The sequence below is a fragment of the Burkholderia cepacia complex sp. TUM26381 genome, from assembly GCF_057439935.1.
Map to the genome: position 1 here is coordinate 1,685,191 of NZ_CM172006.1, position 16,921 is coordinate 1,702,111.

Below are 16,921 nucleotides of genomic sequence, written 5' to 3' on the forward strand. Positions count from 1 at the left end.
CTCTATGTTGATGCCGTGCACCATCAATCAACGCAACGAGAACAACCATCGACAAACCCTTGAGCAAATATCCGTACCCCATTCCGAGCCGTGAAGAAATTCTCGGCGTGCTGCGTACGAGCGACGCGCCGCTGGCCGCCAACGACATCGCCGAAGCACTGTCGATCAAGCGTCAGGAGCGCGAGGGGTTCTTCCGGCGTGTCGCCGCGATGGAACGCGACGGCCAGATCCGCCTCGACAAGCGCGGCCATTACCAGTTGACTCATCCGTCGAACTTCGTCGCCGGGCGCGTGCAGGGGCATCGCGACGGCTACGGGTTCGTGATCCGCGACGACGGTCAGGACGACCTGTTTTTGCCGAACGGCGAAATGCAGAAGGTGATGCACAACGATCGCGTGCTCGCGCGGATCGTCGGCTACGATCGCCGCGGTCGTCCGGAAGGGCATGTCGTCGAAGTCACCGAGCGCGCGAACAAGCGCGTGATCGGCCGTCTGCTCAACGAGAACGGCGCGCTGATCGTCGCGCCGGAAGACAAGCGCATCGGCCACGACATCCTGATCACGCAGAACGTGAAGAAGGCGAAGGTCGGTCAAGTCGTCGTCGTCGAGCTGACCGATTTCCCGAGCCGTCATTCGCAGCCGCTCGGCCGTGTCGTCGAAGTGCTCGGCGACATCGACGATCCGGGCATGGAAATCGAGATCGCGGTGCGCAAGTACGGCGTGCCGCACGAATTCAGCCAGCCGGCGCTCGACGAAGCCGCTGCGCTGCCCGACAAGGTGCGGCCGACCGACCTGCGTTTCCGCGTCGACCTGCGCGACGTGCCGCTCGTGACGATCGACGGCGAGGACGCCCGCGACTTCGACGACGCCGTTTACTGCGAGCCGGTCAAGGTCGGCCGCGGCGACGGCTTCCGGCTGATCGTCGCGATCGCCGATGTGTCGCACTACGTACAGCCGGGCACCGGGCTCGATGCCGATGCGCTCGAGCGCAGCACGTCGGTGTATTTCCCGCGCCGCGTGATCCCGATGCTGCCGGAAAAACTGTCGAACGGCCTGTGCTCGCTGAATCCGCACGTCGACCGCTGCGTGCTCGCGTGCGACATGGTGATCACCGCGCGCGGCGAGATCAAGGCGTACCAGTTCTATCCGGCCGTGATCCATTCGGCGGCGCGCCTGACGTACACCGAAGTCGCCGCCGTGCTGTCGAACACGAAGGGGCCGGAGGCCGCGCGTCGCGCCGATCTGCTGCCGCACCTGCAGGACCTGTACGGCGTCTACAAGTCGCTGTTCGCTGCACGCCAGAAGCGCGGTGCGATCGATTTCGACACGACCGAGACCTACATCGTCTGCAACTCGCAGGGCAAGATCGAACAGATCGTGCCGCGCCAGCGCAACGATGCGCACAAGCTGATCGAGGAATGCATGCTGGCCGCGAACGTCTGCGCGGCCGATTTCCTGAAGCGCAACAAGCATCCGGGCCTGTACCGCGTGCACGCGGGGCCGACGCCGGAGAAGCTCGAGAACCTGCGCGCCTTCCTGCGCGGCATGGGCCTGTCGCTCGGCGGCGGCGACAAGCCGCATGCGAGCGACTACGCGGCGCTGATGGCGCAGATCCGCGACCGGCCCGATGCGCAGATGCTACAGCCGATGCTGCTGCGTTCGATGCAGCAGGCCGTCTACAGCCCGGACAATATCGGCCACTTCGGTCTCGCCTACGAGGCGTACGCGCACTTCACGAGCCCGATCCGCCGCTATCCCGACCTGCTCACGCACCGTGCGATCTACGCGATCCTGTCCGGCAAGAAGTACGTGCCGAAGGCGCCGGAAGGCTTCGAGTTGAACACGGCGCTGTCGCCGCGCGCGCGCGCAATGCAGCAGGCCGACGACGAATCGCGCGGCCGCTCGCGTTCGAACACGGCGATCTGGGAAGAGCTCGGCCTGCACTGCTCGGCGAACGAGCGTCGTGCGGACGAAGCGTCGCGTGACGTCGAAGCGTGGCTCAAGTGCTACTTCATGCGCGACAAGCTCGGCGAGGAGTACGGCGGGATGGTGAACGGCGTGACGTCGTTCGGCATCTTCGTGCAGCTCGACACGCTGTTCATCGAAGGGCTCGTGCATGTGACGGAACTCGGCTCGGACTACTTCCAGTACGACGAGATCAAGAACGAGCTGCGCGGCGAACGAACGGGGATCCGCTATCGCCTGTCGGATCGCGTGCGCGTGCAGGTGAGCCGCGTCGATCTCGATGCGCGCAAGATCGATTTCCGTCTCGTGCGCGATACGCCGGTGAAGGCGCCGCGTCCGTCGCCTGCGCCGGCTGCCGCCGGCGCCGAGCGTAACGGCAGCGGTAACGGCAACGGTCCGCGCGTGCGCGCGCTGCCGCAGGCGGAGGAGTCCGCTCCGCGTCGCAAGAAGGCCGCGAGCGCGCCGAGCGTCGCGGTGAAGGACGCGCGCGCCGCGCGTTCCGCCGCGAAGAAGAAGGGCGGCGGCGGCGGCGGCGGTGGCGGTGCGCCGGCGAAGCCGACTGCGAAGAAGACGCACGCCCGCAAGAAGTATTGAGCGTTCGGGGCGGCGCACGCGCATGCCCTGCAGTATCGAGAGACGCCGCGTCACCGGTCATCGGCCGGCCACGCGGCGCTTTCCTTTTCCATGGATCGCGGCTGCGCACGTCGTGCGGCCGCACGTTTGATCGAAGGTTGTTCCAGTCATGTCACGTCTGAAGGTTCTTTACGGTTTTCATGCGGTGACCGCACGTTTGCGGCACGATGCATCGACGGTTGCGGAGGTGCTGTACGACCAGACGCGCCGCGACCGCCGCATGCAGGACTTCCTGCACACCGCGAAGGAAGCGGGCGTGCGGCTGATCGCGGCCGACGAAACGCGCCTGTGGGGCCTGGCGCACACCGAGCGCCATCAGGGCGTCGTCGCACGCGTCGAGGACGTGCCGCTCGCGCAGAACCTGTCGGAACTGCTCGACGGCATCCAGGGTCCCGCGCTGCTGCTCGTGCTCGACGGCGTCACCGATCCCCACAACCTCGGCGCATGCCTGCGTGTCGCCGATTCGGCCGGCGCGCATGCAGTGATCGCGCCGCGCGACCGTGCGGTCGGCCTGAACGCGACCGCGGCCAAGGTCGCGAGCGGCGCAGCCGATACGGTGCCGTACATCACGGTGACGAACCTCGCCCGCGCGCTGCGCGAGCTGAAGGAAGCCGGTGTGTGGGTCATCGGCACGTCGGACGAGGCGTCGGCGACGCTCTACGAAACGAAGCTCGACGGCCCCGTCGCGCTCGTGATGGGTGCGGAAGGCGAAGGCATGCGCCGGCTGACGCGCGATACCTGCGACGAAGTGATGAGCATCCCGATGGCCGGCAGCGTGGAGAGCCTGAACGTGTCGGTCGCCAGCGGCGTGTGCCTGTACGAAGCCGTGCGCCAGCGGCGCGTGAAGGGCTGACGCAACCTGTCCCGCGCGACACGCGCGGGCCTCGATGATCCGAACGACGCGTGCGGCGATGCGATGCCGCACGCGGCTCCCCGGAGCCCGCGACCGATGACCTTGTTCCGAATTGGCGCGTCGTGCGCCGTGCTGTGCCTGCTGGCGGCCTGTACGTCGCCGTCGCTCGTCGAACGCGGCACCTACTACGCTGACACCGGCCTGCACGCGCGCGGTGCCGATTCGCGGATCCGCTTTCTCGTGATGCATTACACCGAAAGCGACGAGGCGAAATCGCTGCGCACGCTGACGGGCGATTCGGTCAGCGTGCATTACGTCATCCCGCCGCAGCCGCGCACCGAGCGCGGCATGCCCGTTGTCTACCAGCTCGTTCCGGAAGCGCAACGCGCATGGCACGCGGGCGTCAGCGCGTGGCAGGGCGCGACCGAGCTGAACGCGGTGTCGATCGGCATCGAGAACGTGAACCGCGGCCCGCTCGATCCGCAGAATCGCACGTGGCAGCCCTACCCACCCGGGCAGGTCGACGCATTGACCCGCCTGTCGAAGGACATCGTCGCGCGCTACCGGATTCCGCCGACGCGAGTGGTCGGGCACAGCGACATCGCGCCGCAACGCAAGATCGATCCGGGGCCGCTGTTTCCGTGGCATGCGCTCGCGCAGGCCGGTGTCGGTGCGTGGCCGGACGATGCGACCGTGGCTGCGCGGCTCGGTGGTCGCGATCCGCACGCGCCCGTCGACGTGCGGGAGCTACAGCTCAAGCTCGCGCGCTACGGCTACGACGTGCCGACCGACGGCGTGCTCGACGCACGCACACGCCACGTGTTCGCGGCGTTCCAGATGCATTTCCGGCCGTCCGACTATGCGGGCAATCCGGACGCGGAAAGCGACGCGATTGCGCAGGCGCTGCTCGACAAGTACTTTCCCGGCACGCAACCGATGGACAGCGCACCGGCGGCCGGCGCGCCCTGAGCGCGCGGCACGTCGCACGCCGAAAAACGCGGGCCGTCCGCCGACTCCGGTAAACTGGCGGTTTCCCGCAATCCCGCAGCATCATCACTCCATGACTCAAGACGAACTCAAACGCCTCGTCGGCCAGGCCGCCGCCGATTACGTGATCCAGAACGTGCCGGAAGGCGCCGTGATCGGTGTCGGCACCGGCTCGACCGCCAACTGCTTCATCGACGCGCTCGCCGTCGTCAAGACGCGCTATCGCGGCGCCGTGTCGAGCTCGGTGGCCACCACCGAACGTCTGAAATCGCACGGCATCAAGGTGTTCGACCTGAACGAGGTCGACTCGCTGCAGGTGTACGTCGACGGCGCCGACGAGATCGACGCGAGCGGCGCGATGATCAAGGGCGGCGGTGGCGCGCTGACGCGCGAGAAGATCGTCGCGTCGGTGGCCGACACGTTCGTCTGCATCGCCGATGCCAGCAAGCGCGTGCCGGTGCTCGGCGCGTTCCCGCTGCCGATCGAAGTCGTGCCGATGGCGCGCACGGCGATCGGCCGGCGCGTGACCGCGCTCGGCGGCGTGCCCGTGCTGCGCGTGACCCAGGACGGCGCACCGTACATCACCGACAACGGCAACGAGATCCTCGACGTGAAGGGGCTGCAGATCGCCGATCCGCGCGGCTTCGAAGCGCAGGTGAACGCATGGCCGGGCGTCGTGACGGTCGGCCTGTTCGCCGAACGTGGTGCGAATCTGTGCTTGCTCGGCACGGAAAACGGCGTTGAAACGATCGTCTATCCGGCTGGCTGAATCTGAATGAGAAGCAGTCCGTAATGGCGCGAAATCGCTTGTAATGGACTGAATGTTTAAATCTTGTGGAAATCGGGGCCCGGCAGGCGCAGCGCGCTTCCCGGGCCTTTTTTTTAGCCGTATAAATCACCCCGTCAAAAAGAGGGATAACCCTGTCAGGTGTTTACCAGATAGCGAAATATCGTCGAACTCATCAACTTATAGATCATAAGAACAGTAGTAACCAGGGCCGGCGGAACTGCGGAGCAGGTGTTCGCAAATCGACGCACGGGGAGGTGTCATGGAGCAGGGCAAAGACCGGTCACTGGTCGCCAAAGTGATGGATGGGCTTGTCTCGGGTATCGTCGAAGACAAGTACGGCGGCATCTTGCCGCCACAGGACGTGCTGTCGAAAGAGTTCGATGTGAGTCGTACGGTGATGCGGGAAGCATTGTCGATGTTGCTTGCGCGCGACATGCTCGACGTGCGTCCGAAGGTCGGCACGCGTGTGCGGCCGATGCGTGACTGGCGCATGATCGACGAAGATGTCGTGAGCTGGCGATTTCGGGCAAAACCCGACCCGCAGTTCATGCGCGACGTCATCGAATTCCGGATGCTGATCGAACCGCGTGCAACCGCGCAGGCGGCGGTGCGTGCGACGGCGACCGACATCGCGGGCATTCGCGAAGCGTTCGATGCGTTCAAGGTGCTGCAGCCGGGCGACCCCGGCTACGACACCGCGGACGAGTTGCTGCATACCCGGATCGTCCAGGCGAGCGGCAACCAGTTCTTCCAGCAGATGGCGGCGATCGTGCGCGGTGCAGTGCGCCTCGTGAATCCGCGCGTCGTGCAGAAGGAAGGCGCGCACGACATCGCGGTGAAGGCGCATGCGCGTGTCGTCGACGCGATCGAGCGGCGCGACCCGCGTGAAGCCGAAGCGGCATCGCTCGCGCTGATCGATTTCAGCGCCGACGAGATTTCGCGCGATTTCTCGGTCGACGTGCCGATGCGAGCCTGACGCGGCACGTGTCGCTCATCCGTGTGCCGCCAGGCCGTTTATCATGACGGCCGGCCGGCAGCGTGCCGGCCATCGCCATACGACCGACACGGAAGATCAGGATGAACGACAACGACCATCGCCCGGTGCGCTTCGGCATCGTCGGCGCAGGCAGCATTGCGCGCCGCTTCGCGCAAAGCCTCGCGCACGTGCCGGGCGCCACGCTCGCCGGTGCATGGGCCCGCCGCGCCGACGCCGCGGCCGCCTTTTGCGGGACTTGCGGCGGCACGCCTGCCGCGAGCCTCGAAGCGCTCCTCGCGAGCGATATCGATGCGGTATACATCGCGACGCTCCATGACAGTCACGCGCAGTACACGCTGGCCGCACTGGCCGCCGGCAAGGCCGTGCTGTGCGAAAAGCCGGCGACGCTGAACGCGGCGCAACTCGACACCGTGCTGCAGGCGGCGCGCGATGCCGGGCTGCTCTTCATGGAAGCGATGAAGCCGCCGTTCTTCCCGCTGTACCGTCAGTTGCGTGCGCATCTGCATGACGATCCGATCGGCGAGATCCGGCTCGTACGGGCGGGGTGCGCGTCGTCGTCGGTACCGGAGGATCATGCCGTCTATCGTCTCGATCGCGCGGGCGGCGCGCTGCTCGACATCGGGATCTACGAGACGTTTCTTGCCGTCGACTGGCTCGGCGCGGCGCTCGACGTGCAGACGCTCGGCCGCGTCGGTACGACGGGTGTCGACCTGTTCGCGAGCCTGAACAGCGTGCATGCGAACGGCGGGATCGCGCAGCTCTTTTGCGGGCTCGACGTGATGGGGCGCGGCGACGCGCTGATCGCCGCGGCCGGCGGCCACGTGACGATTCACGAGAAGTGGTGGAACCCCGCGCGTGCGACGATCCGCTACGCGGACGGACGCACCGTCGAACTCGACGCACCGGTCGACGGCGGCGGGCTGAACTACGAAACCGCGCATTTCTGCGACCTGCTGCGCGCGGGCAAGACCGAAAGCCCGATCATGACGCACGACCATTCGCGCCAGATGATCGCGATGACCGACGCGGCGCGAGCCGTGCTCGGCGTGCGCTATTCGGGCGAGTAAGCGGGAAGGAGGAAGCCGGGCGCGCGAGCGCGGCCCGGCGGCACCACGCGGTTCAGTGACGCGACGGCAGCGACAGGCGCTTTTCGTACCAGCGCTGCACCCACTCGAGGATCTGGCACAGGATCCAGTACACGGCCGCGGCGGCGAGATAGAGCGGCAGCGGCTGATAGGTCGCCGCGATCACTTCCTGCGCGCTGCGCAGCAGTTCGGTCACGGTGATCACGGACACGAGCGACGTGTCCTTGATCAGGCTGATCAGGCTGTTCGACAGGCTCGGCACGGCGATGCGCAGCGCCTGCGGGCCGATCACGTAACGCAGCGTCTGCCCCCACGACAGCCCGAGGCTGTAGGCGGCGAGCCATTGGCCGCGCGCGATCCCGTTGATCGCGCCGCGCATGCTTTCCGACATGTAAGCCGCGACGTTCGCGGACAGCGCGATGACGCCGGCCGGCGTCGGGTCGAGCGAGATGCCGAGGCTCGGCAGCCCGTAATAGATGACGAAGATCTGCACGAGCAGCGGCGTGCCGCGCATCAGGCTCACGTATGCGCGCGCGAGCCACGCAAGCGCGTTGACCCAGATGCGCTCGAAGCCGTCGAGGGCTTCGCTCTGCCGGATGCCCATCATCGCGAGCACGACGGCGCCAAGCAGGCCGAACACCATCGACAGCACGGCAAACTTGACGGTCAGCACGGCACCCTGAGCGAGTACCGGCAGCGATTGAACGAGCAGGGACGTTGTCGACATGGAATACGAATCGAATGCGTGCGCGAAAGCGCAATCATAAACCGGACCAATAAAACAAAGGGCGGCATCGTTGAGGATGCCGCCCTTTCCGGCCCGCCGTCAGGCGGGAAATGCAGGCGTGCTTACTTGATCGGTTTCGTCACGTCGATGCCGAACCACTTGTCCGAGATCTTCGTGAACGTGCCGTCGGCTTCGAGTTGCGCCATCGCGTCGTCGATCGCCTTCTGGAACTTCGGGTTGCCCTTCTTGAACGGGATGCCCGACGGGTTTGCCGAGCCGACGTTCGCGCCCGGGCGCAGCGGCAGTTGAGAGTTCTTCGTCAGGTACGCGAGCATCAGGCGGTCGTTGAGCGCTGCGTCGAGGCGGCCGGCCGCGAGATCGCGCAGGTACTCGGGCGCACCCGGGTACGTCTTCACGTCGATGCCGGGCACCGACTTCGCCATGTCCATGTAGTTCGTGCCGAGCGCGACGCCGAGCTTCTTGCCCTTCAGGTCGTCCAGCGACTTGAACTCACGCGTGTCGTCCTTGCGCTGGATCAGCTGCGCGGACGAGTACGTGTATGCCGGCGAGAAGTCGAGCGTCTCCTTGCGCTTGTCGGTGATGCCGACCTGGTTGGCGATCACGTCGAACTTGCCGGCCTGCAGGCCCGCGATGATGCCGCTCCATTCGGTCGTCACGAATTCCGCCTTCACGCCGAGCTTTGCCGCGACAGCCTTCGCGATGTCGACGTCGAAGCCGACGAGTTCGCCTTGCGGGTTCTTCGAGTTGAACGGGGGGAACGTGCCTTCGAGGCCGATGCGCAGCGTGCCGCGCTGTTTGACCTGGTCGAGGAGGTCGGCCGCATGCGCGGTCGCGGCGGCGAACGACGTGCCGATCAGGCCGGCGACCAGCAGCTTCTTCAGCAGCGAAAATTTCATCGTGTGTGTCCTTGCCCTGTCCGGGTCAATGATTCTGGTAGTAAGGTCGATGATAGCAAAAACGCTATCGACCATTAAATACAGTTTGTTTATGTCTATATTACGCGGTGCGTTCGCGGGCGATCGCCTTCACGCATTCCGACACGAGCGCCGGGCCGCGGTAGATGAAGCCGGTGTAAAGCTGGACGAGCGCCGCGCCGGCCGCGAGCTTCGCGCGGGCGTCTTCGCCCGAGAAAATCCCGCCGACGCCGATGATCGGCACGTCGTTGCCGACTTCGGCGTGCAGCTTGCGGATCACTTCATTCGACGCGTCGAACACGGGGCGGCCCGACAGGCCGCCGGCTTCGTCCGCATGCGGCAGGCCCTGGACGGCCGCGCGCGACAGCGTCGTGTTGGTGGCGATGACCGCTTCGATCTTGTGGCGCAGCAGCGTGTCGCCGATTTCCTTGACCTGTTCGTCGTCGAGATCGGGCGCGATCTTCAGCGCGAGCGGCACGAGCTTGCCGTGCAGGTCGGCGAGGCGCTGCTGCTTGTCCTTCAGCGCGGCGAGCAGGGCGTCGAGTTCGCCGGCGCCCTGCAACTGGCGCAGGTTCTTCGTGTTCGGCGACGAAATGTTGATCGTCACGTAGCTCGCGAACGGGTACACGCGCTCGAGGCAGTACAGGTAGTCCTCGGCGGCGCGCTCGATCGGCGTGTCGGCGTTCTTGCCGATGTTCAGGCCGAGGATGCCGCGATAGCGGGCCGCCTGGACGTTCTTCACGAACTGGTCGACGCCGTGGTTGTTGAAGCCCATCCGGTTGATCAGCGCTTCGGCCTGCGGCAGGCGGAACATCCGCGGGCGCGGGTTGCCGGGCTGTGCGCGCGGCGTGACCGTGCCGACCTCGATGAAGCCGAAACCGAGCGCCGCCAGGCCGTCGATGGCCGCGCCGTCCTTGTCGAGGCCGGCCGCGAGGCCGACCGGGTTGCGGAACGTGAGCCCCATCACGGTGCGCGGCGCGTCCGGCACGCGGGCCGACAGCGCGCAGGCGAGGCCCGTGCGGCCGGCCGCGCCGAGCGCGCGCAGCGTAAGGTGGTGAGCGTCTTCCGCATCCATTTTGAACAGGGATGCGCGGGCCAGCGGATAGAGGGAACTGAACACGGGAATTGGGCGGACGGCCGGAATGAATGACAACCCGCTATTTTACCGGGAGTTGGGCGGCAGGGGCGTGCTTCGCTTCGTAGCCGCCGCGGCGTGCATCAACCCGAGCCGGAATGCCCGCCGGGCAGCGGCGCGCGGGCCAGCGCCGCGTCGACCGGCGGCAGGTCGATGCGGTCCGGATCGAGCGTCTTCCAGCGGCCGTCGATCAGCCCCTCGAGCGGATGGAAGTTCGCCTTGTAGGCCATCTTCGGGCTCTCGCGGATCCAGTAGCCGAGGTACACGTACGGCAGGCCGAGGCTTCTCGCCTGTTCGATCTGCCACAGGATGTTGTAGGTGCCGTAACTCGTGTGCTGGTCGTCGGGCTCGAAGAACGTGTAGACCGACGACAGCCCGTCGCCGAGGATGTCGATCATGCTGACCATGCGCAGCTTGCCGGGCTCGCCGCCCGGCGCGTCGAGGTCGCGGAATTCGACGAGACGCGAGTTGATCCGGCTCTGCAGCAGGAACTGCTCGTACTGGTCGCGGCTGTCGCGATCCATGCCGCCGCCCGCGTGGCGCGCGGACTGGTAGCGCATGTAGAGCGCATAGTGCTCTTCGTCGTAGTGCAGCGGCGAAACCGTCGCAATCAGCGCGCGGTGCCGTTTCCACATCCTGCGCTGGGTGCGTGACGGCACGAACTCGCCGACGGGCACGCGCACCGGCACGCATGCGCGGCAGCCGTCGCAGTACGGACGGTACGTGAAGACCCCCGAGCGGCGGAAGCCGGCCTTCACGAGTTCGGTGTAGATGTCGGAATTGATCAGGTGGCTCGGCGTCGCGACTTGCGAGCGCGCGATGCGGCCGTCCAGATAGCTGCACGGATAGGGCGCCGTTGCATAGAATTGCAGCGCCGAAAGCGGTGAAAGCGGCAGCTCAGTCGGGTGAGTCATGGGCAGCTCTCGATGCAGGGAAGGAGTGCCGCGCTAGCGCTCGGTCCCGGAGGGCGCCGCCGTTTCGGCGGGGCCCGTCAGCGCGGTGAGCACGCGCTTGTCGAACTGCCACGGAATCGGCGGTTCGGCTACCGCGCTGCGCACGTGAGCGACAAAGGCCTTGCGTGCGATCTCGCGGCCGCCGAGCGACGCTAGATGCGACGTATTCTGCTGGCAGTCTATCATCTCCAGCCCCTGCCCGCGAAGGTGCGCGATGAGCGTGGCCAGCGCGATTTTCGAGGCGTCGGTCGCGTCCGCATACATCGACTCGCCGAAAAACATCCGCCCGAACGACACGCCGTACAGGCCGCCGACGCGACGCCCGTCATGCCACGTCTCGATGCTGTGCGCGTTGCCGGAGCGGTAGAGCGACGTATAGGCGTCGATGATCTCGGCGGTGATCCATGTGCCGCGCTGCCCGCGCCGCGGCGCCTGCGCACAGGCGCGCATCACGCCGGCAAAGTCGTAATCGACGCGTACTTCCCATTCGGGCTGGCGCAGCACGCGCTTCAGCGTCTTGCGCAGCGAAGGCGACACCTTGAATTCGGCCGGCACGAGGATCATGCGCGGGTCGGGGCTCCACCACAGCACCGGCTGGCCGTCCGAGTACCACGGGAAAATGCCGCGCAGGTATGCGTCGATGAGGCGCGACGGCAGCAGGTCGGCGCTCGCGGCGAGCAGCCCGGGCGCGCCGGTCGCGGGACCGAGCGCGCGTTCGATGGACGGAAACGGATCGTCCGGGCCGAGCCAGGGGACCATGGGGCGGGGGCTCAGCCGTTGCGCAGCGAGCGGAAGATATCGCCGGTGTGCACGCCGTAGTCGCCCGCGGCGCGATCGGCGAAGAAGAATCGCAGGGTCTGGCTGACGGTCGGGAACGCAATCTCGTCCCACGGGATGTCGGCTTCGTCGAACAGCTTCACCTCGAGGCTTTCCTCGCCGGCTTCGAACGCCGGATCGGTGAGCCGTGCGAGGTAGAACAGGTGGACCTGGTGCACGTGCGGCACGTTGAGCAGCGTGAACAGGTTCTGCACTTCGACGCGCGCGCCGGCTTCCTCGAGCGTTTCGCGTGCGGCGGCTTCCGCCGTCGTCTCGCCCATTTCCATGAAACCTGCCGGCAGGGTCCAGAACCCGTAGCGCGGTTCGATCGCGCGGCGGCACAGCAGGATCTGGTCGCCCCAGACCGGGACCGTGCCGACCACGTTGCGCGGATTCTGATAGTGGATCGTGCCGCAGTGATCGCAGACGAAGCGCTCGCGGTTGTCGCCCGGAGGAATGCGCGCGATGACTTCGTGACCGCAGACGGAGCAGAATTTCATGTCGAGTGGAAGGGACGAGGTGATGCGAGTGTATCACCGGGGCGCGGCATTCTTGAACGCCAGCGCATGCAGGCGGCACGACGTGCGAAGCGGAGGTGCGCATGCGCGAAGAGGGCGCGGCGCTCGGGCGCGGAAAAACAAAAAGCCCGGCGCTGGGCCGGGCTTTTTGCGTAATTCTGGACGGTTGGTTGCGGGGGTAGGATTTGAACCTACGACCTTCGGGTTATGAGCCCGACGAGCTGCCAGACTGCTCCACCCCGCGTCCGTCGAAGAAATGAATTATATGGGTTATCCCGAATGCGTGCAAGCGCTTTCTGACAATTTCTTGTCGCTGCTTGTGGGGCCGGTACGGCGGGTACGTGCGCTAGAATCAAGCGGTTTGTTTCGTCTCCTATTCAGCGGGGCCATGCGCGATCGCGTCGGCCCCGTTGCGACTCTCATCACTGCATCGACGGATTCATGGACATCGCTCACGATCTGCAATCGATCGGCGCGCAGGAACAGGCGCTCGTGTTTCCCCATTTCGACCCGGCCCGCGCGTGGGCGCTCGGCAACCGGATGCATGCGCTCGCGACGTCGCGCGGCCATGCGGTCGCGATCGACATCGTCACGTTCGGCCAGCCGCTGTTCTACGCGGCGCTCGCTGGAGCCACGCCCGACAATGCCGACTGGGTGCGCCGCAAGCGCAACGTCGTCGCGCATTTCCGCCGCAGCTCGTATGCGATCGGCCTGCGTATGCAGCAGGCCGGCACTACGCTCGCCGACAAGCACGGGTTGCCGATCGCCGAATATGCGCCGCATGGCGGCTCGTTTCCGCTGACCGTCGCCGGCGCCGGCGTGATCGGCTCGATCACCGCGTCGGGGCTGCCGCAGCGCGCGGATCACGAATTCGTCGTCGAGGCGTTGTGTGCGGAACTCGGCCACGACTATGCCGTACTGTCTCTCGCCAGGAGCTGAGCGATGCAACTGCCCGGTTACGCATGGCTCGCGATCGCGATCGTCGCGGAAGTGGTCGGCACGTCCGCGCTGCGCGCGGCGGACGGCTTCACGCGCTTCTGGCCGTCGACGCTCGTCGTCGCCGGTTACGGCATCGCGTTCTACTGCCTGTCGCTCACGTTGCGCACGATGCCCGTCGGCATCATCTATGCAGTCTGGTCAGGCGCCGGCATCGTGCTGATCACGCTCGTCGCGATGCTGCTCTATCGTCAGGTGCCGGACCTGCCGGCGGTGATCGGCCTGGGGCTGATCATCTCGGGCGTCGTGGTGCTGAACCTGTTCTCGAAGATGCAGGCGCACTGAGCGTGCGACTGCCGTTTGCCGGATGACTCTCATGACCGATTCCACTTCCGCTGCCGTCTCCGCCGAATTCGCCCAGCCCGATGTGCGTGCTTATGTCGCGAACCGCATCGGCTTTCTCGAACTGAACCGGCCGAAGGCGCTGAACGCGCTGTCGGTCGGCATGATCCGGCTGATGCAGCAGGCGCTCGATGCGTGGCGCGACGATCCCGATGTCGTCGCGGTCGTCGTGCACAGCCCGCACCCGCGCGCGTTCTGCGCGGGCGGCGACGTGCGCTTCTTCCACGATGCATGGCAGCGCGGCGACCGCGACGCGGTCGACACGTTCTTCATCGAGGAATACACGCTGAACCATGCGATCTTTACCTTTCCGAAGCCGTATATCGCGCTGATGCACGGCGTCGTGATGGGGGGCGGCATGGGCATTTCTCAGGCGGCCCGGCATACGGGCGGCCTGCGCGTCGTGACCGACTCGACGAAGATGGCGATGCCCGAAACGCGCATTGGCCTGTTCCCGGACGTCGGGATGAGCTGGTTTCTCGCGCGCACGCCCGGTGCGCTTGGCCGCTATCTCGCGGTGACCGGTGCGGCGCTCGGCGCGGCCGACGCACTGTACGCGCAACTCGCCGACGTCTATCTCCCCGATGCCGCGCTGCCGGCGTTGCTCGACACGCTGCGCAGCGCGCCGATCGACAGCGGCGCGCAGGCCGTCGCCTGCGTCGCCGATGCAGCGGCCGCGCACAAGGTCGTGCCGACGCCCGACACGTCGGCGCTGGCCGATGCGCGCGCCGGGATCGACCGGCATTTTGCGCAGCCCGACCTCAACGCGATCCTCGCGTCGCTCGACGCGGAGCAGGATTGCGCGGCCGTCGACGGGTGGGTCGAGAAGGCGACGCACGCGATGCGTGAGCAACTGTCGCCGTTGTCGATGGCCGTGTCGCTCGAAGTCGTCGAACGCGCGCGCGGCGCGACGATGGCCGATTGCCTGCGACGCGATCTCGATCTCACGCGCTCGACGTTCGCGCGCGGCGACGTGATCGAAGGCGTGCGCGCGCTGATCGTCGACAAGGATCACCAGCCCGTGTGGCGCTTCAAGTCGGCGGCCGACGTTCAGCGCGCAGACGTGGCGGCGATGTTCGACAGCCCGTGGACGCCCGATACGCATCCGCTGCGGAAGCTGAAGGACTGACGTCGGCCGGGCTGACCGGCACGCGAGACGGAAACGAAAAGGCCGCCTGCAGATGCAGGCGGCCTTTTTTTGCGGAGGTCGACCGGTCCGCGGCCGAAGGGCTTGGTGCCCGTGCGAGCGTTATTCGTCGCCCGCGTCGTCGGACATGAACGCACGCATGAACACGAGCGCGCCGAAGCCCCATACCGCATTCGCGGCGAAGCCGGCCGCGAGCACGGGCATCATGTTGCCCGACGGCCAGATGCCGCGCAGCGGATCGATCGCGAACACGCGGGCGGCCGTCAGCACGATGCCGCCGAACACGAGTGCGCCGATCCACGAGGCCTCGCGCTCAGGCGAAACGCGCAGCAGCCACGCCATCGGGATGGCACAGCACGCGCTGATCAGCGCATTCGCGACAAATTCAGGAATGCCGAGCGGCGCGAACGGCTGCGTCGAGAAGCCGGTTGCGGCGATCAGATCGGCCGTGTGAAGGAGGGCGAGCGTCGCCTCGCGGAAGAACAGGGCGGCCAGGAAGCCGGACAGGAATGGCAGGATGACTTTCTGCATCGATGAGTGCACCGCAGGCGCGCACGGCCGGGGCCGTACACGCGGAGTTATTCGGATAGGTGCGTCATTATAGGGCCCGGCCGCGGCGATATTCGCTCCAGCGTCGTGCTAATCAGGAAAGCGGAAAACCTAAGCTCAAAAAAATCGTTCCAAAGCCCTGCACCGATCCCTAGACTGATTTCCCAGAAACAGCCGTGCAATCGCGTCCTCGCCCGCTGCACGGCCTGACCGGCGAGCCATCCCGATTCGAACGCACACCATGCATGCGCCGCGCATCCGCGACGCGAGCAGGGCGATGTTTTTTCAAAATTTCGGCAGTGACAGTCAAGCAGGAGCAGCAGATGAACGTGTTCTGGTTTATTCCCACGCATGGCGACAGCCGCTATCTCGGCACGGCCGAAGGCGCGCGCGCCGCGGATTACGACTACTTCAAGCAGGTCGCGGTAGCGGCCGACACGCTTGGCTACGACGGCGTGCTGCTGCCGACCGGCCGCTCCTGCGAGGATGCGTGGGTCGTCGCGTCGAGCCTTATCCCGGCGACGCAACGCCTGAAATTCCTGGTCGCCGTGCGCCCCGGCATCGCGTCGCCGGGCCTCGCGGCGCGGATGGCCGCGACGTTCGACCGCCTGTCGGGCGGCCGCCTGCTGATCAACGTCGTGACGGGGGGCGATGCGGCCGAGCTCGAAGGCGACGGCCTGTTTGCCGATCACGACACCCGCTACGAGATCACCGACGATTTTCTGAACATCTGGCGCGGGCTGCTGGCCGCATCGCACGACAACGGCGGCTTCGACTACATCGGCAAGCACCTGCAGTCGAAAGGCGGCAAGGCGCTTTATCCGCCCGTGCAGCGTCCGCATCCGCCGCTGTGGTTCGGCGGTTCGTCGCCGGCCGCCCACGCGATTGCCGCCGATCACATCGATACCTATCTGACCTGGGGCGAGCCGCCCGAGGCCGTCGCGAAGAAGATCGCCGACATCCGGGCCCGCGCCGAAGCGCGCGGTCGCAAGATCAAGTTCGGCATCCGCCTGCACGTGATCGTGCGCGAGACCGAGGACGAAGCATGGCGTGACGCCGAACGCCTGATCAGCCGTCTCGACGACGACACGATCGCGCGGGCACAGCAGGCGTTCGCGAACATGGATTCGGAAGGCCAGCGCCGGATGGCGGCGCTGCACGGCGGCAAGCGCGGCGGTCGCGATGCGCTCGAGGTGTATCCGAACCTGTGGGCCGGCGTCGGCCTCGTGCGCGGCGGTGCCGGCACGGCGCTCGTCGGCAATCCCGAGCAGGTCGCGGAACGCATGCGCGAATATGCGGATCTGGGCATCGAGACGTTTATCCTGTCCGGCTATCCGCACCTCGAGGAGTCGTATCGCTTCGCCGAGCTCGTGTTCCCGCTGATCAAGGGCAAGGGCGCAGAGAAGGCGACCGGCCCGCTGTCGGGGCCGTTCGGCGAGATCGTCGGCAACAGCTATCTGCCGAAGGCGAGCCAGAGCTGAGCGTGAGGAGGCC

General features: G+C 66.6%; 17 protein-coding genes and 1 tRNA gene. 10 read left to right on the forward strand and 8 right to left on the reverse strand.

Annotated features, from left to right (window positions below; all coding sequences use genetic code 11):
• Positions 1 to 59 precede the first annotated feature (59 nt).
• From rnr to ACWMMN_RS07950, 6 genes are all read left to right on the forward strand, one after another.
• Positions 60 to 2,558, forward strand: coding sequence for a ribonuclease R (gene rnr / locus ACWMMN_RS07925; RefSeq protein WP_174991437.1), 2,499 nt, complete (start codon positions 60 to 62; stop codon positions 2,556 to 2,558).
• A 148-nt stretch (positions 2,559 to 2,706) separates the two neighbouring features.
• Complete coding sequence (rlmB, locus tag ACWMMN_RS07930) at positions 2,707 to 3,450, forward strand: 23S rRNA (guanosine(2251)-2'-O)-methyltransferase RlmB (protein WP_174991438.1); 744 nt, start codon at positions 2,707 to 2,709, stop codon at positions 3,448 to 3,450.
• Between the two features lie 96 nt (positions 3,451 to 3,546).
• Positions 3,547 to 4,419, forward strand: a complete 873-nt coding sequence (locus tag ACWMMN_RS07935) for an N-acetylmuramoyl-L-alanine amidase (protein WP_059234597.1) — start codon at positions 3,547 to 3,549, stop codon at positions 4,417 to 4,419.
• A gap of 91 nt (positions 4,420 to 4,510) precedes the next feature.
• Positions 4,511 to 5,206: a ribose-5-phosphate isomerase RpiA gene (rpiA, locus tag ACWMMN_RS07940; protein WP_340624077.1), complete on the forward strand. Its 696-nt coding sequence runs from the start codon at positions 4,511 to 4,513 to the stop codon at positions 5,204 to 5,206.
• A gap of 280 nt (positions 5,207 to 5,486) precedes the next feature.
• Positions 5,487 to 6,203, forward strand: coding sequence for a FadR/GntR family transcriptional regulator (locus tag ACWMMN_RS07945; protein WP_059234593.1), 717 nt, complete (start codon positions 5,487 to 5,489; stop codon positions 6,201 to 6,203).
• 101 nt (positions 6,204 to 6,304) lie between these two features.
• The gene (locus tag ACWMMN_RS07950; protein ID WP_059234592.1) at positions 6,305 to 7,291 is read left to right on the forward strand and encodes a Gfo/Idh/MocA family protein; all 987 of its coding nucleotides are present in this window, start codon (positions 6,305 to 6,307) and stop codon (positions 7,289 to 7,291) included.
• Positions 7,292 to 7,343: 52 nt separating this feature from the next.
• Here the strand turns inward: ACWMMN_RS07950 and ACWMMN_RS07955 are convergent, their stop codons facing one another.
• The 7 genes from ACWMMN_RS07955 to ACWMMN_RS07985 form a co-directional block, all read right to left on the reverse strand.
• Positions 7,344 to 8,036: an amino acid ABC transporter permease gene (locus tag ACWMMN_RS07955; protein WP_006484207.1), complete on the reverse strand. Its 693-nt coding sequence runs from the start codon at positions 8,034 to 8,036 to the stop codon at positions 7,344 to 7,346.
• A gap of 122 nt (positions 8,037 to 8,158) precedes the next feature.
• Positions 8,159 to 8,953 (reverse strand): cystine ABC transporter substrate-binding protein, encoded by a 795-nt coding sequence (locus ACWMMN_RS07960; RefSeq protein WP_059234590.1) that lies wholly within the window; start codon positions 8,951 to 8,953, stop codon positions 8,159 to 8,161.
• Positions 8,954 to 9,053: 100 nt separating this feature from the next.
• Positions 9,054 to 10,091 (reverse strand): quinone-dependent dihydroorotate dehydrogenase, encoded by a 1,038-nt coding sequence (locus ACWMMN_RS07965; RefSeq protein ID WP_059234588.1) that lies wholly within the window; start codon positions 10,089 to 10,091, stop codon positions 9,054 to 9,056.
• Between the two features lie 98 nt (positions 10,092 to 10,189).
• Positions 10,190 to 11,020, reverse strand: a complete 831-nt coding sequence (locus ACWMMN_RS07970; RefSeq protein ID WP_059234587.1) for an arginyltransferase — start codon at positions 11,018 to 11,020, stop codon at positions 10,190 to 10,192.
• A gap of 33 nt (positions 11,021 to 11,053) precedes the next feature.
• On the reverse strand, positions 11,054 to 11,818 hold the full coding sequence (gene aat, locus ACWMMN_RS07975) for a leucyl/phenylalanyl-tRNA--protein transferase (RefSeq protein WP_059234585.1): 765 nt from the start codon (positions 11,816 to 11,818) through the stop codon (positions 11,054 to 11,056).
• Positions 11,819 to 11,829: 11 nt separating this feature from the next.
• Positions 11,830 to 12,375: an NUDIX hydrolase gene (locus tag ACWMMN_RS07980; protein ID WP_011351855.1), complete on the reverse strand. Its 546-nt coding sequence runs from the start codon at positions 12,373 to 12,375 to the stop codon at positions 11,830 to 11,832.
• 185 nt (positions 12,376 to 12,560) lie between these two features.
• Positions 12,561 to 12,637, reverse strand: a tRNA-Met gene (locus tag ACWMMN_RS07985).
• Positions 12,638 to 12,834: 197 nt separating this feature from the next.
• On the opposite strand from ACWMMN_RS07985, the gene ACWMMN_RS07990 reads away from it, so the two are divergent.
• The 3 genes from ACWMMN_RS07990 to ACWMMN_RS08000 are packed head-to-tail and all read left to right on the forward strand — an operon-like array spanning position 12,835 to position 14,860.
• Positions 12,835 to 13,332 carry a heme-degrading domain-containing protein gene (locus ACWMMN_RS07990; protein ID WP_486423191.1) on the forward strand — a complete coding sequence of 166 codons (498 nt, stop codon included), beginning with the start codon at positions 12,835 to 12,837 and terminating at the stop codon, positions 13,330 to 13,332.
• 9 nt (positions 13,333 to 13,341) lie between these two features.
• A complete protein-coding gene (locus tag ACWMMN_RS07995) occupies positions 13,342 to 13,674 on the forward strand; it encodes a DMT family transporter (RefSeq protein ID WP_404823581.1) in 333 nt (110 codons plus the stop codon).
• Positions 13,675 to 13,705: 31 nt separating this feature from the next.
• On the forward strand, positions 13,706 to 14,860 hold the full coding sequence (locus ACWMMN_RS08000) for an enoyl-CoA hydratase/isomerase family protein (RefSeq protein ID WP_486423192.1): 1,155 nt from the start codon (positions 13,706 to 13,708) through the stop codon (positions 14,858 to 14,860).
• 120 nt (positions 14,861 to 14,980) lie between these two features.
• Here ACWMMN_RS08000 and ACWMMN_RS08005 read toward each other — a convergent pair whose 3' ends face one another.
• Positions 14,981 to 15,409, reverse strand: coding sequence for a hypothetical protein (locus tag ACWMMN_RS08005; protein WP_006484223.1), 429 nt, complete (start codon positions 15,407 to 15,409; stop codon positions 14,981 to 14,983).
• Between the two features lie 341 nt (positions 15,410 to 15,750).
• Between ACWMMN_RS08005 and ssuD the strand changes: the two genes are divergently transcribed.
• Positions 15,751 to 16,908, forward strand: a complete 1,158-nt coding sequence (gene ssuD, locus ACWMMN_RS08010) for an FMNH2-dependent alkanesulfonate monooxygenase (RefSeq protein WP_059234577.1) — start codon at positions 15,751 to 15,753, stop codon at positions 16,906 to 16,908.
• Positions 16,909 to 16,921 lie beyond the last annotated feature (13 nt).

Coding starts and splice junctions, on each gene's coding strand:
- rlmB (WP_174991438.1), top strand. CDS start 2,707: ATGTCACGTCTGAAGGTTCTTTACGGTTTTCATGCGGTGACCGCACGT.
- ACWMMN_RS07935 (WP_059234597.1), top strand. CDS start 3,547: ATGACCTTGTTCCGAATTGGCGCGTCGTGCGCCGTGCTGTGCCTGCTG.
- rpiA (WP_340624077.1), top strand. CDS start 4,511: ATGACTCAAGACGAACTCAAACGCCTCGTCGGCCAGGCCGCCGCCGAT.
- ACWMMN_RS07945 (WP_059234593.1), top strand. CDS start 5,487: ATGGAGCAGGGCAAAGACCGGTCACTGGTCGCCAAAGTGATGGATGGG.
- ACWMMN_RS07950 (WP_059234592.1), top strand. CDS start 6,305: ATGAACGACAACGACCATCGCCCGGTGCGCTTCGGCATCGTCGGCGCA.
- ACWMMN_RS07955 (WP_006484207.1), bottom strand. CDS start 8,036: ATGTCGACAACGTCCCTGCTCGTTCAATCGCTGCCGGTACTCGCTCAG.
- ACWMMN_RS07960 (WP_059234590.1), bottom strand. CDS start 8,953: ATGAAATTTTCGCTGCTGAAGAAGCTGCTGGTCGCCGGCCTGATCGGC.
- ACWMMN_RS07970 (WP_059234587.1), bottom strand. CDS start 11,020: ATGACTCACCCGACTGAGCTGCCGCTTTCACCGCTTTCGGCGCTGCAA.
- aat (WP_059234585.1), bottom strand. CDS start 11,818: ATGGTCCCCTGGCTCGGCCCGGACGATCCGTTTCCGTCCATCGAACGC.
- ACWMMN_RS07980 (WP_011351855.1), bottom strand. CDS start 12,375: ATGAAATTCTGCTCCGTCTGCGGTCACGAAGTCATCGCGCGCATTCCT.
- ACWMMN_RS07990 (WP_486423191.1), top strand. CDS start 12,835: ATGGACATCGCTCACGATCTGCAATCGATCGGCGCGCAGGAACAGGCG.
- ACWMMN_RS08000 (WP_486423192.1), top strand. CDS start 13,706: ATGACCGATTCCACTTCCGCTGCCGTCTCCGCCGAATTCGCCCAGCCC.
- ACWMMN_RS08005 (WP_006484223.1), bottom strand. CDS start 15,409: ATGCAGAAAGTCATCCTGCCATTCCTGTCCGGCTTCCTGGCCGCCCTG.
- ssuD (WP_059234577.1), top strand. CDS start 15,751: ATGAACGTGTTCTGGTTTATTCCCACGCATGGCGACAGCCGCTATCTC.